This is a genomic window from Pseudomonas sp. Sample_14 (assembly GCF_004307515.1).
GTDB classification, from domain to species: Bacteria; Pseudomonadota; Gammaproteobacteria; order Pseudomonadales; family Pseudomonadaceae; genus Aquipseudomonas; species Aquipseudomonas atacamensis.
Map to the genome: position 1 here is coordinate 1 of NZ_RCOC01000014.1, position 13,330 is coordinate 13,330.

Here is a 13,330-nt window from a genome sequence, read left to right on the forward strand (position 1 = left end):
TCGCTGGCGCCGATCAGGCCGCCGCTGTTGTCCAGTTGACGGGCGTCCACGTCGAGGCGACCGGCGATCACTTTGCCGCCGGTGTTTTTTACCTCCTGAGCATTGAGCTTGAGGCTGCCGCCGGCGATTTCGATACGGCCCTGACGGTTGTCGATACTGTCGACCACCAGTGTTGCCGCTTGCCCATCGGCGAAGCGAATCAGGCCGCTGAGGTTGACGATGGCCGGCGCGCTCACGACCAGACGGGTTTCACCATAAACACGCGCATTCACACCTTGGTTGACCAGGCGCGCCGCGTTCAGAGTGAGGTCTTGAGCCTGCACGGTACCGTTCTGGTTCTCGAACGTTGCGGCTGCGCTGGCGGTCAGGGTTCGGCTGGCCAACACGCTGCCACTGTTGCTCACCGAAGCACTGTTGATCGACAGATCACCATTGGCGTTGCGGCTGTTGTCTGCGCTTACCCCGGCTTCAATCACACCGGTATTGGTCAGCCTGCCGCCACTGCTCAGGCTGACGCTGTCACGGGCAGCGAGGCTTTGGCGATTGATCAGGTCTTCGGCGGTTTGTACGGTGACCTGCGTACCGGCATAAACCGCGCCCTGGGCATCGAGACTTTTGGCCTTTACATCGACGGCATTACCCGCCGTGACTTTGGCCAGGGTCAGTTGGCCATTGGCGTCGATCCGGATGTCACCTGCGCTGGCGGCAAGATCCCCTGCCAGCTTCACGCCAACGCCCTGCTCGGTGCCGACCAGTTTGATTGCACCGGCATACATGCCGCCGAGCGCCGAGGAGTCGATGGCCAGTTGTGGTCTGGCGCTGCCGTCATCGGCACGGGCGGTGGCGCTGAGCGTGTCGGCGTTGACGTCGTTGCGGCCGGTGGTGATGTTCAGGTTTTTTGCGTGGATCTGTGCATTGATCTGCGCACTGCGGGTAATGATTTCGAAACTGTCGACGTTGCTCGCATCAAGACCGACGCCGTCAATCGAAACGCTTCCCTGATCGACCTGAAAGCGCTCCAGGCGACCGTTGTCGAGCACCGGTTTACCGGTGGTCAGCGTGACACGTGGCGTGTTGATGAAACCGCAACCGTTGCAACTGATGCCGTAAGGATTGGAAACGATCACCCGTGCCGATTGCCCTGCGACTTCGGTGTAGCCGCGCAACTGGCTCGGGCTGCCGCCATTGACTTCGTTGAGGATGGTTTGTGCCGCTGCGCCACGCAGGTTCGGGTTGCCGAGAATGATCCCGCCCAGTTGCGTCTGTTGCATGCGGTCGGTGGCGTTGTTGAGGATGACGCCTTGCGCACCGACGTTGTAGTCGTGGAACTGGTTATGCGACAGGCCACTGCCATTGGGCGCTGCGATGTTGACGATTGGCACGCCATTGCCGGCGCGATCCAGACTGGTGCCGGGTGCACTGACAACGATGCCGTCCGCCTGCGCCCACACCGGTTGCCAGAACATGACGTTCGCCAGCAAAAAGGCGAGACCACGCTTGGGCATGCCGCAGAATTGCTCGCGCTTTTTTACGGCCGCAGAAGGTTGGCTGGCCAGCAAAGCCAGGTGGCGAATGTCCATATCAGAATCTCGAAGCGGGCAAAAATTAAATGAAGAAATCCAGGCGGAAATAAATCGGCGCTTCGCGCTCGGTCAGCGCGTCCGGTCGTTCCAGGGAATGCGCGAATGTCACGCTGGCGGCCACATGCTGACCACGGGCGAACAACTCCAGCGAGTTGCTCGACATGCGTCCGTGCTGATCGCCGTTGTAGCGATCGCCGCGAATTACGCCCTGGTCGTAACCGAGGCTGGTGCCGTATTCGGCGAACACCGGTTGCAGCCATTCGGCCGTCACCGGGCGGCTCCAGCGCAGGTCGTTGCGCCAGTAGCCACCACTGTCGCCGGACAGCGATTGATCCTTGTAGCCGCGGATCGACGCCGAGCCGCCGAGGCTGGTGCGCTGTGGGCTGAACAGCACATCTTCGCTGCGCTGGCCGGTCATCAGGCTGCTGAAGCTGAAGGATTCACCGAGCAATTTGAACGGCTGCAAATAGCTCAGGGTTGCGGTGTATTTGCGGTAGCGTGCGTCCGGTTCGCCGGGGCCGGGATCGTGACTGCCCTGCGCATCGAAAGCACCAATGCCCTCCTGCACGCCAGCATCGAAGTTGACGAACGCGCTGCCGACACGACGGCCGTGGTTGAAGCCGAATTGCGCTTCGCTGATGCGATTGCTGCTCAGTTTGAGTTTGCTGTCTTCGATGAAGTTGTTGCTGCGCAGGTACGAAAGTCCCGCACTGAGGGAGGTCTTGCTGACCGCGTCGCGATGGATCACGCGCTCGGCGCGCAGTTGATGGTTTTCGCTGTCGCCGGTCTGCTTGAAGTTGTAGCCGTTGGCGGCGATCTGCGAGCGGTACTCGCTCTGGCTGTAGGTGTAACTGAACGTCCACCAGCCCCACGGCAGGCTGTAATTGAGCATGGCGTTGTTGGAAGTGTGCTGGTGATCGGTCATCGCATCGTGACCGCCGCGCAGGCTCAGCTGGTCGGCCAGACCCAGCGGGCTATCCCAGTCGAACGATGTACCCCACTGCTGCTCGCCGGTGCTGCGCTGACCGTCGTTGCTGCGCGACAGGCCGGCGCGCCATGGCTTCTGCGGCGTGTTGGTCACGCGCACCTCGCTGCCGCCGACATTCTGCCCCGGCGCCAGCTCCATTTTGGCCTGGTTGGACGGCAGGCGATTGAGCTGGTCGACCATCTGCTCGATCTCGCGCAGGTTGACCAGTTCACCGCTTTTGCCGGGAAAGGCCATGGCCAGTTCGCGATCCGAGAGCCGGCTGTTTTCCGCGCCCTTCATGCCTTCGAGCTTGCCTTCGACCACGAGCACTTTCAGGTGCCCGGCGGACAGATCCTGTTGCGGCAGATAAGCGCGGCTGGTGACCAGACCTTTTTCGATGTAATGGTCGGTGATGACTTTGAGCAGCTCGTTGAGCTGCGGCACGCCGAGGCATTCGCCGATATAAGGCTTGAGCAGACGCGCCTTTTCACGCTCCGAGAGGCTGTCGGCGCCCTTGAGCTCGATGTCCTTGATGGTGAAGCAGCGAGTGTCGACGGGGGTTGTCGGCTGTACGGGTTTGGCGTCTTTGCCGGGCAGATCCTTGAGTTCTTCGAGGCGCCGCTGCTGCTCTTCGAGCAAACGGTTCTGACGTTCGCGGATCAGGTCGGTTTCACCGGGAGTGGGCGCGGCCCAGGCAGATTCAAGCGGAGAAAGGCAGAGCAGCGCCAGGCACAACCGCGCCGTGAAGGCGGGTGAAAACATGTTCGATCCCTCGACATAAAAAGTGACATCAAAATAGTGGCGCGATATTAGAGGGCCATCATTTTGACGTCAAACTTATGTTTGCGCCGTTCATCGGCGTTTGCCGCACCTTCATACGGGTGAAACCAGCACCTGCGTACAAGTGGCGGGCGCGTTTTGCGCGGATAGTGGCCGTTGCCCATTCGGCATCTATTCTTGCCACACACGATCACAAGGAGTTTGCATGAGCACCTTCAAAACCCAAGACGGCACCGAGATCTATTACAAGGACTGGGGCAGCGGCAAGCCCGTGCTGTTCAGCCACGGCTGGCCGCTGGATGCCGACATGTGGGAATACCAGATGGAATACCTGAGCAGTCGCGGCTATCGCACCATCGCCTTCGACCGCCGTGGTTTCGGTCGCTCCGATCAACCATGGACCGGCTACGACTACGACACTTTCGCCGATGACATCGCCGGCCTGATCAACCATCTGGACCTGCGCGACGTGACCCTGGTCGGCTTCTCCATGGGTGGCGGCGACGTCAGCCGCTACATCGCCCGCCACGGCAGCGAGCGCGTTGCCGGCCTGGTATTGCTCGGTGCGGTCACGCCGCTGTTCGGCAAGAAAGCCGACTTCGCCGACGGCGTCGACAAATCAGTGTTCGACGGCATCAAGGCCGGCCTGCTGAAGGATCGTGCGCAATTTATCGCTGATTTCAACGCGCCGTTCTACGGCACCAATCAGGGCCAGAAAGTCTCTGACGGCGTGCTCACGCAAACCCTGAACATCGCGCTGCTGGCATCGCTCAAGGGCACCGTCGACTGCGTGACCGCGTTCTCGGAAACCGACTTCCGCCCGGACATGGCCAAGATCGATGTGCCGACTCTGGTGATCCATGGCGACGGCGACCAGATCGTGCCGTTCGAAACCACCGGCAAGCAGGCCGCCGCGCAAATCAAAGGCGCCGAGTTGAAGGTCTACGCCGGCGCGCCGCACGGGTTCGCCGTGACCCACGCGCAGGCGTTGAATGAGGATCTGCTGGCGTTCCTCAATCGGTAATTCCGCCCGGCAAAAGCCGTAGTCAGATGCTGATGAACCAAGGCCCGCGCGATGCGGGCCTTGTGTTTTGCGCTATGGTATTTTTCTGCGTCCACTACCCGGAGAAGGAAATCCAATGCTGCGAATACTCGGCAAAGCCTCATCGATCAACGTTCGCAAAGTGCTGTGGACCTGTGCCGAACTGGACATCCCGTTCGAGCGCGAAGACTGGGGTTCGGGCTTCCAGTCGCCAAACACACAGGAGTTTCTCGCGCTCAATCCCTGCGCCATGGTGCCGGTGATCCAGGACGGCGATTTCACTCTCTGGGAATCCAACACCATCATTCGTTATCTGGCGACGCGTTACGGCGGTGCGCATTTATATCCGGTTGAGCCCATCGCCCGCGCGCGGGTCGATCAGTGGATCGATTGGCAGGCCTCGGAGCTGAATCGCTCTTGGTCGTACCCGCTGATGGCGCTGGTGCGCAAGTCGCCGGATTATCAGGACGGCGATGCCCTGGCCGCCGGCTGCCGGGACTGGATGCGCAACATGCAAATCCTCGACCGCCAACTGGAGAAGACTGGCGCTTACGTCAGTGGCGAGCAGTTTTCCCTGGCGGACATTCCGATCGGGCTGTCAGTGAATCGCTGGTTCGAAACGCCGCTCGATCACGGGAATCTGGCTGCGGTGCGCGCCTATTACGATCGCTTGAATCAGCGCGACGGTTATCGTTTGTACGGGCGCAATGGCACGCCATAAAGATGCGCTCGATCAGGCTTGCTCACGCACCACGCCCCGCTCTTCAAGCAAACGCACGAACATGCTCAGACTGCGCGACACCGTGCCCCGGCGCCACACCAGCCACGTAGTCAGATAGCGGAAGTCCGCGGTCAGCGGCCAGACGCTGACCGTCGCGCTGCCGGGCATGCTCTGCAGCATTTTTCGCGGCATCAGTGCCAGGCCGGCACCGGCGCTGACGCAGGCGAGCATGCCGTGATAGGACTCCATTTCGAAGATCTTGCCGGGTACGGCAGCGTCAGTGCTGAACCATTTTTCGAAATGATGCCGGTAGGAACAGTTGGAACGGAAGGCGTAGATATTCTCGCCATTCACGTCCGCCGCACGTTCGACCGGTGAATGATTGAGCGGCGCGATGATGACCATTTCCTCCTCGAACGCCGGCACACCTTCCAGGGCCGGATGCAGCACCGGGCCGTCGACGAATGCCGCAGCCAGACGCCCGGACAGCACGCCGTCGATCATCGTCCCCGATGGCCCGGTTGAAAGATCGAGGTCGACCTTCGGGTGCTGCTGGTTGTACGCCGCCAGCAGTTCGGGAATGCGCACCGCTGCGGTACTTTCCAGCGAGCCCAAGGGGAACGCGCCCTGGGGTTCTTCGCCTGCGACCGTAGCGCGGGCTTCCTGCACCAGATCGAGAATACGCCGCGTGTATTCGAGAAAACTCCACCCGGCCGGCGACAGGCGCAGACGGCTTTTCTCGCGGATAAACAGGTCGACACCGAGGTCCTGCTCCAGCTGTTTGATCCGTGTGGTCAGGTTCGACGGCACGCGATGAATCTGCGTGGCGGCAGCGCTGATGCTGCCGTGCTCGGCCACGGCCTTGAAGATTTCCAGTTGCACCAGATCCACAGTCATTCTCCGATCGTGAAAGAAACGATCTCTATTATTCAGTTTCCAGAAAACTAACGCCACCCTACTCTAGGCCCATCCGACGAACCTACAGGACAACGTCATGAGCCAGATTTCCAGCCAGACCCACGCCATCTCGATCAACCCAGCCACCGGCGAGCAGATCGGGCATTACGCGTTTGAATCCGCCGCTGCCCTTGATGCGGCGCTGACTCGCGCTGCCTTTGCTTTTGGCAAGTGGAAGCGCAAGCCGCTGCAGGATCGTTCGCGTCTTTTGACCGCACTCGCCGGCGCGCTGCGTGAAACCTCAGAAGCGATGGCAACCATGATCACCCGGGAAATGGGCAAGCCGATCGCCCAGGCCCGTGGCGAAATCGAGAAATGCGCCAAGCTCTGCGAGTGGTACGCCGAACATGGCCCGGCCATGCTCGACGCCGAAGCCACTCAGGTTGAAGGCGGCAAGGCGCGTATCGAATACCGTCCGCTGGGGCCGATTCTGGCGGTGATGCCGTGGAATTTCCCGATCTGGCAAGTGCTGCGCGGCGCGGTGCCGACGTTGATCGCTGGCAACACTTACGTGCTCAAGCATGCGCCAAACGTGATGGGCAGCGCTTACCTGCTGCGCGATGCGTTTGTTCGCGCCGGTTTCCCCGAGGGCGTGTTTGAAGTGATCAACGTCACCCCGGAAGGCGTTTCCAGCGCCATCGCCGATTCGCGCATCGCCGCTGTGACCCTGACTGGCAGCGTCCGCGCCGGCATGGCCATCGGCGCTCAGGCCGGTGCGGCATTGAAGAAATGCGTGCTGGAACTCGGCGGCTCCGATCCGTTCATCGTGCTCAACGATGCTGATCTGGATGAGGCGGTGCACGCGGCGGTGGTCGGTCGTTATCAGAACTCCGGCCAGGTTTGCGCGGCTGCCAAGCGTCTGATCATCGAACAAGGCGTGGTCGAGGAATTCACCCGCAAGTTCGTTGAAGCGACACGCCAGTTGAAGATGGGCGATCCGCTGAATGCGGACACCTATATCGGGCCGATGGCGCGCTTCGATCTGCGTGATGAATTGGATCAGCAAGTGCGTGACACGTTGGAGGAAGGCGCGACGCTGCTGCTCGGCGGCAGCAAGGTTGAGGGTTCGGGCAACTACTATGAGCCGACGGTACTGGCCGATGTCACCGACCGCATGACTTCGTTCAAGCAAGAGCTGTTTGGCCCGGTCGCTTCGATTATCACCGCCCGCGATTGCGCACACGCCGTGGCCTTGGCCAACGACAGCGATTTCGGCCTGACCGCCACGATCTACACCGCCAACGTCGCGCTGGCCGAGCAACTGACCAGCGAACTGGAAACCGGCGGCGTGTTCATCAACGGCTACTCGGCGAGCGATCCTCGTGTGACCTTCGGCGGCGTGAAGAAGAGCGGCTTCGGTCGTGAGCTGTCGCACTTTGGCGTACGGGAATTCTGCAACGCGCAAACCGTGTGGCTGGATCGTAAATAAGCCGGGTGCTGTAAAACCTGTGGGAGCGAGCCTGCTCGCGAAAGCGTCCTGTCAGTCACTGCTGCATCGACTGACACACCTCTTCGCGAGCAGGCTCGCTCCCACAGGGGCACGGTTGCGCAGATGATTTGGGGCACGACTCCCACATGCTCTGCTTCGATTTACAGATACTTCAACCAACTGATGTCCCGGCGCCGCGCTTTCAGTGCCGAAAACCAGCGCACCGCCGGGAACAGCACCACGGCAAGAACCACCGCCGCCAGCCACACCGCCGTCACCGTCGAAAAGCCGAAATAGCTGCCCTGATTCAGGCCGAACAGCGCCACGCCAATCAGGTACAACACCTTCAACACATACAAGTGCAGCAGATAGAAAAACATCGGCGCCGAGCCGAACACGGTCAGCCAGCCAATCCAGCGGCGACTCTGCACGCGCTCAAAGGCGAGCAACAGCAACAGCCCCACGCTCACAGTCAGCGCGATGAACAGCAGCGATGGCGGGTATTTGGTGATATTGAAAAAGCTCATCAGTGTCTGCACCAGCGAATCGCTGATCGCCCACGGCTTTTCGCCGTAGCCATTGATCAAGCGCAGCGCCACAAAGCCCAGCAATCCAGCGGCCCCGGCAATCAGCAAACGACGCTGACGCTCCGCCGCGTCCATGCCGCGAGCAAACCACGGCCCCAGCGCATAGCCCAGGCCGATTACACCAATCCACGGCAGCAGCGGGTACGAGGTGCGCAGGCGCAGGGTTTCGCTGATCTCGATCCAACCTCGATCATGCAGAATCGCCCAAGGCACATGCATCGCCGACTCAACCGGGAAATGCACCGCGTCGAGCAGGTTGTGCCCGGCGATGATCGCCACGCTCAGCGTCAGCAGCAGCGCACGCGGCAACCAGACCAGCAGCGCCAGCGCGATCATGCTCAGGCCGATCGCCCAGATCACTTGCAGGTAGATCACGCTCGGCGGCAACTGGAAGGTCCAGGCGAAGTTGACCAAAGTGAATTCCAGCGCCACCAGGAACAATCCGCGCTTGAACAGAAACGCGCTGACATCGGCTTTGCCGGCGTATTTTTCGCCGTAGAGCCATGCCGACAATCCGGTCAGCAAGACGAACACCGGCGCACACAAATGCGCCAATGTGCGGCTGAAAAACAGCGCCGGTTCGGTGCTGGCAATGTCCATCGGATCGGAGACCTGTCGGTGCAACAGGAAGGTTTCGCGCACGTGATCGAGCAGCATGAACAGGATCACCAGGCCTCGGAGCGCATCAATGGACAGCAGCCGGCCAGTCGTCAATGGGGCAGAACGGGGAAGTACAGGGGGCATGGGTCTTTCGCAATCGAGAGGAATAACACCGGACAGCCACAACGCCGCCCGCAAATTTCGCGTTACCTTATAACACCAGAAAAACAAAACCCAAACATGCACCATCAAAGTTGCCCATCAGCGCCAGCCTTCTATAGTGAACAGGTCCGCCCTGCCCTTGAGCGCTGTCCATGGTCAATACCGAACACCTGATCATCTGCGAGCACTGTGATTGCGTGTATGAGAAAGTCGTGCTCGCCAAACACCAGAAAACCCTGTGCGTGCGCTGCGGTGGCGTGCTGCAGCGCTTCAACGGCCTGACCATCGAGCAGCGTCTGGCCCTGACGTTCACGGCCGCGATGCTGTGGCTGTTCGCCAATTTCTATCCGGTGATGAGCATCAGCCTCAAGGGCATGAAAAACAGCGCAACCCTATGGGATTCGGTGCTCGCGCTGAGCCAGGGGCCGATCACCTTTATCGCCATGGTCGCGGCGATCGCAATCATCATCGCCCCGGCATTTCAGTTGGTGTTGCTGGTCTGGGTGTTGAGTTTTGCCCTCGGCCTGCGTCGCGCACCGGGGTTCAATCTGTGCATGCGCTGGCTGGAAACCCTGCGCCCGTGGAGCATGCTCGAGGTGTGTCTGCTGGGGGCGATGGTCGCGGTGTTCAAACTCGCCGGCTTGCTCGATGTGCTGCCGGGGATCGGCCTGTTCGCCCTGGCGGTGCTGAGCCTGATGATGATCCGCATTGCCGGCCGTGACATCCGTGAACTCTGGGACATTTTATGAAGCGTCCACCGACCGCCAGCGAACTCAACCTGTGCCTGTGCCACAGCTGTGGTTTGGCCTGTGACATGACCGACGAGCCCCACGAATGCCCGCGCTGTGATGCGCCGTTGCATCGGCGCAAGACCAATTCGCTGACGCGCACCTGGGCGTACATGATCGCCGCGCTGGCGTTTTATGTTCCCGCCAATCTGCTGCCGGTGATGAATACGGTGATGCTCGGCAACGGCGCCGACAGCACGATCATGAGTGGCGTGCTGGAGTTCTGGGAGGCCGGAGCGTGGGACATCGCCCTGATCATTTTCATCGCCAGCATCGCGGTGCCGGGGGTCAAGTTCGTCGCCCTGACTTTGCTGCTGGTCACCGTGCAGCGCAACAGCGATTGGGCGCGCAGGGAGCGTTCGAAGCTGTACCGATTCGTCGAACTGATCGGCTACTGGTCGATGCTCGATGTGCTGGTGGTCGCGCTGGTCGCGGCGCTGGTGAAGTTCCAGGCGCTGGGCGATATCGAGCCACGACCGGGCATCCTGTTCTTCGGCCTGGTCGTGGTGTTAACCATGCTCGCGGCGATGAGTTTCGACCCGCGCCTGATCTGGGACAAGGACACCAGCGACACGGTCAGCGACGCAGCGTCTCCAGCAGCACCTGCAACGGATGGCGCAGCGCCTGATCCGACTGGCGCTTGACCTGGCTGCGGCAGGAGTAGCCGGTCGCCAACGCCTCGCCCTGCTCCGCCGGAGCCTGCATCTGGCGCGCCCACGACTGCTCGTAAATGACGGCTGAGGTCTGGCGATTACGTGCTTCGTGGCCGTAGGTACCGGACATGCCGCAGCAACCGGTAGCCTGCGTGGCCAGCTTCAGACCGGCACGTTCGAAGACCTGTTCCCACTGGCGGGTCGCGGCCGGCGCGTTGGTTTTCTCCGTGCAATGGGCGAGCAGACGGAATGCTTTGGGCTGAGCCTCAGGCGTCTGCTCCGGCATGACCTTGAGTAACCATTCCTGCACCAGCGCTACTTCTGGGCACTCATTCAGGCCCGGTACTTTCAGGTATTCCTGGCGATAGACCAGAGTCATCGCCGGATCCAGCCCCAGCAGCGGCACGCCGGTCTGCGCCAGCGCCTGCAACTGCTCAGCGTTACGCAACGCCGCCCGATTGAACGCCGAGAGAAAGCCCTGCACATGCAGCGGTTTACCGTTGGCGCTGAACGGCGCGAGATAGACCTGATAACCCAGGCGCGAAATCAGCTCGACCAGATCAGCCAGCAGCGGCGCTTCGAAGTAGCGGGTGAAGGCGTCCTGCACGATCACCACGCTGCGTTCGCGCTGCCCTGGGGTTAGCGCCGACAGCGTTGCAACCGTTGCTGGCTGCACCTGCCAACGGCGCATCGCCGCGTGGAAATCGAAACGGCTGAGCAGCGGCACATCGACCATGCCACCGATCCGCGCCAGCGCGCCACGCACCCAGCCAGCACCCATCAGACCGTTATAAAGCTCCGGTACCCTCGCCATGTATGGAATGGTGTATTCCAGCGAGGCAATCAGATAGTCCCGCGCCGGACGCAGATAACGACTGTGATACAGCTCGAGAAAACGCGAGCGAAATTCCGGCACGTTGACCTTCACCGGGCACTGCCCCGCGCAGGATTTGCAGGCCAGGCAACCGGCCATGGCGTCGTACACCTCATGGGAAAAATCCGCCGATGGATCGCGACTGTTGCGCCAGCGCTGCCACAGCGTGCTGAAAAACGCCGGTTTTCGGATTGCGTCCGAGAGCACATCGACGCCCGCCTCGCCCTGCAACCGCAGCCATTCGCGAATCAGCGAAGCGCGGCCCTTGGGCGATTGCGCGCGTTCGCGGGTGGCTTTCCACGACGGGCACATGGCGTCATCGGGATCGAAGTTGTAGCAGGCGCCGTTGCCATTGCAGTGCATGGCCGCGCCGTAGCTTTGCCAGACTTTTTCGTCGATCTGCCGATCCAGCTCGCCGCGCAGGGTCACTTCGTCGATCTTCAGCAGTGCTGCGCCGCTGTTGGCCGGCGTAGCGATTTTGCCCGGGTTGAACTGGTTGAATGGGTCGAACGCGGCTTTCAAGGCTTGCAGCGCCGGGTACAACTCGCCGAAGAATGCCGGCGCGTATTCCGAACGCAGGCCCTTGCCATGCTCGCCCCAGAGCAGGCCGCCGTAGCGCTGGGTCAGCGCCGCTACGCCATCGGACACCGGGCGTACCAGGGCCGCTTGCTGCGGGTCTTTCATGTCGAGGATCGGCCGCACGTGCAGTACGCCGGCGTCGACATGGCCGAACATGCCGTACTGCAAGCCGTGGCTGTCGAGCAGGTCGCGCAGTTCGGCGATGTATTCGGCCAAATGCTGCGGCGGCACGGCGGTGTCTTCAACGAACGGCTGTGGGCGGGCTTCACCGGCGACGTTGCCGAGCAGGCCCACCGCCCGTTTGCGCATGCCATAGACCTTGTTCACCGCTGCCTGACCAACCGCCAGCGTATGGCCCAGGCGCTCCACGGTGCGGTCGTTTTGCAGATGTTCGAGGAACGCTTCGACGCGGCGTTGCAGATCTTCGGGATCGTCACCGCAGAACTCGACCAGGTTGATGCCCAGAGTCGGCCGCTCAGCGTTTTCCGGAAAATATTCGGCAACGCCGTGCCAGACGATGTCCTGCATCGCCAACAGCAAGACTTTGGAGTCGACGGTTTCAATCGACAACGGCTTGAGCGCCATCAACGCCCGCGCATCACGCAAGGCATCCATGAACCCGGCGTAGCGGATATTCACCAGCATCGTGTGCTTGGGAATCGGCAGTACGTTGAGCCGCGCTTCGACGACGAAGCCCAGCGAGCCCTCAGCGCCGCAGAGCACGCTGTTGAGGTTGAAACGCTGATCGGCCTCGCGCAGATGCGCCAGGTCATAACCGGTCAGGCAGCGGTTGAGATCGGGAAAGCGTGCCTTGATCAGCTCGCCCTGTTCATCAATGATCTGCCGCGCACAACGATAGACTTCGCCGACGCGATCATCGCGGGCGCACTGCGCTGCAAGCTCATCCTCGGCCAGCGGCAGACCGCGCAAACGCTCGCCGCCGCGCAGGATCATTTCAAGTTCCAGCACATGGTCGCGGGTCTTGCCGTAGGTGCAACTGCCCTGGCCGCTGGCGTCGGTGTTGATCATGCCGCCGACCGTGGCGCGATTGGAGGTCGACAGTTCCGGAGCAAAAAACAGCCCGGCGGATTTCAGCGCGGCGTTGAGCTGGTCCTTGACCACCCCGGCCTGCACGCGCACCCAGCGTTGTTCAACATTGATTTCCAGAATGCGATTCATGTGCCGCGACAGGTCGACGACGATGCCGTCCGTCAGCGATTGACCGTTGGTGCCGGTGCCACCGCCTCGCGGGGTGATCACCACTTTCTCGTACGCCGGTTCGGCAATCAGCCGCGCCACCCGTGCCACATCGTCCGCATCCAGCGGAAACACCGCCGCTTGCGGCAAGCGCTGATAGATCGAGTTGTCGGTCGCAAGCACCACGCGGCTGGCGTAATCAGCGCTGATTTCCCCGCGAAAGCCGCTGTCTTTCAGGGCGGCGAGGAATTGTTGGTAATCGCCGGTCAAGGCTTTGGCGGGCGACAGCTGGGCAATCATCGGTCGGGTCATCTCGGTCAAATCGGGCTGTGTGGCGGTGAACAGTTGTGCGCAACGAATGATTGCGTCAGGCTCCGCCATCTGATTGCGCCCATGTTCATTGCTGGTTAG

General features: G+C 61.4%; 10 protein-coding genes. 5 read left to right on the forward strand and 5 right to left on the reverse strand.

All coding sequences use genetic code 11. The features are described 5' to 3' along the window. Together D8U61_RS02540 and D8U61_RS02545 are read right to left on the reverse strand one after the other, a co-directional pair. Positions 1 to 1,580 (reverse strand): filamentous hemagglutinin N-terminal domain-containing protein (locus D8U61_RS02540; protein WP_130926364.1); only part of this gene is annotated, 1,580 nt, incomplete at its 3' end. 25 nt (positions 1,581 to 1,605) lie between these two features. Continuing rightward, entirely contained in the window at positions 1,606 to 3,312 is a 1,707-nt protein-coding gene (locus D8U61_RS02545; protein WP_130926365.1) for a ShlB/FhaC/HecB family hemolysin secretion/activation protein, read from the reverse strand. Positions 3,313 to 3,535: 223 nt separating this feature from the next. Between D8U61_RS02545 and D8U61_RS02550 the strand changes: the two genes are divergently transcribed. Both D8U61_RS02550 and D8U61_RS02555 read left to right on the forward strand, forming a co-directional pair. After that, positions 3,536 to 4,354, forward strand: coding sequence for an alpha/beta hydrolase (locus D8U61_RS02550; RefSeq protein ID WP_024013222.1), 819 nt, complete (start codon positions 3,536 to 3,538; stop codon positions 4,352 to 4,354). 115 nt (positions 4,355 to 4,469) lie between these two features. Further along, positions 4,470 to 5,093, forward strand: a complete 624-nt coding sequence (locus D8U61_RS02555; protein WP_130887844.1) for a glutathione S-transferase — start codon at positions 4,470 to 4,472, stop codon at positions 5,091 to 5,093. A 12-nt stretch (positions 5,094 to 5,105) separates the two neighbouring features. Here D8U61_RS02555 and D8U61_RS02560 read toward each other — a convergent pair whose 3' ends face one another. Continuing rightward, positions 5,106 to 5,984, reverse strand: coding sequence for a LysR family transcriptional regulator (locus D8U61_RS02560; RefSeq protein WP_038862196.1), 879 nt, complete (start codon positions 5,982 to 5,984; stop codon positions 5,106 to 5,108). Positions 5,985 to 6,087: 103 nt separating this feature from the next. On the opposite strand from D8U61_RS02560, the gene D8U61_RS02565 reads away from it, so the two are divergent. Continuing rightward, positions 6,088 to 7,479, forward strand: a complete 1,392-nt coding sequence (locus tag D8U61_RS02565; protein WP_130901923.1) for an aldehyde dehydrogenase family protein — start codon at positions 6,088 to 6,090, stop codon at positions 7,477 to 7,479. 161 nt (positions 7,480 to 7,640) lie between these two features. On the opposite strand, the gene D8U61_RS02570 is transcribed toward D8U61_RS02565, so the two are convergent. After that, positions 7,641 to 8,810 carry a DUF1624 domain-containing protein gene (locus tag D8U61_RS02570; RefSeq protein ID WP_130926366.1) on the reverse strand — a complete coding sequence of 390 codons (1,170 nt, stop codon included), beginning with the start codon at positions 8,808 to 8,810 and terminating at the stop codon, positions 7,641 to 7,643. Positions 8,811 to 8,980: 170 nt separating this feature from the next. Here D8U61_RS02570 and D8U61_RS02575 point away from each other — a divergent pair, with 170 nt between their 5' ends. Both D8U61_RS02575 and D8U61_RS02580 read left to right on the forward strand, forming a co-directional pair. Then, a complete protein-coding gene (locus D8U61_RS02575; protein WP_016775060.1) occupies positions 8,981 to 9,577 on the forward strand; it encodes a paraquat-inducible protein A in 597 nt (198 codons plus the stop codon). Beyond that, entirely contained in the window at positions 9,574 to 10,260 is a 687-nt protein-coding gene (locus D8U61_RS02580) for a paraquat-inducible protein A (RefSeq protein ID WP_130926367.1), read from the forward strand. Before D8U61_RS02575 ends, D8U61_RS02580 begins: the two co-directional genes overlap by 4 nt. Here D8U61_RS02580 and D8U61_RS02585 read toward each other — a convergent pair. Beyond that, positions 10,193 to 13,219: an FAD-binding and (Fe-S)-binding domain-containing protein gene (locus tag D8U61_RS02585; RefSeq protein ID WP_130926386.1), complete on the reverse strand. Its 3,027-nt coding sequence runs from the start codon at positions 13,217 to 13,219 to the stop codon at positions 10,193 to 10,195. The two genes, D8U61_RS02580 and D8U61_RS02585, sit on opposite strands and share 68 nt — an antisense overlap. Between the last annotated feature and the right edge of the window lie 111 nt (positions 13,220 to 13,330).

Coding starts and splice junctions, on each gene's coding strand:
- D8U61_RS02545 (WP_130926365.1), bottom strand. CDS start 3,312: ATGTTTTCACCCGCCTTCACGGCGCGGTTGTGCCTGGCGCTGCTCTGC.
- D8U61_RS02570 (WP_130926366.1), bottom strand. CDS start 8,810: ATGCCCCCTGTACTTCCCCGTTCTGCCCCATTGACGACTGGCCGGCTG.
- D8U61_RS02585 (WP_130926386.1), bottom strand. CDS start 13,219: ATGATTGCCCAGCTGTCGCCCGCCAAAGCCTTGACCGGCGATTACCAA.
- D8U61_RS02550 (WP_024013222.1), top strand. CDS start 3,536: ATGAGCACCTTCAAAACCCAAGACGGCACCGAGATCTATTACAAGGAC.
- D8U61_RS02580 (WP_130926367.1), top strand. CDS start 9,574: ATGAAGCGTCCACCGACCGCCAGCGAACTCAACCTGTGCCTGTGCCAC.
- D8U61_RS02555 (WP_130887844.1), top strand. CDS start 4,470: ATGCTGCGAATACTCGGCAAAGCCTCATCGATCAACGTTCGCAAAGTG.
- D8U61_RS02565 (WP_130901923.1), top strand. CDS start 6,088: ATGAGCCAGATTTCCAGCCAGACCCACGCCATCTCGATCAACCCAGCC.
- D8U61_RS02575 (WP_016775060.1), top strand. CDS start 8,981: ATGGTCAATACCGAACACCTGATCATCTGCGAGCACTGTGATTGCGTG.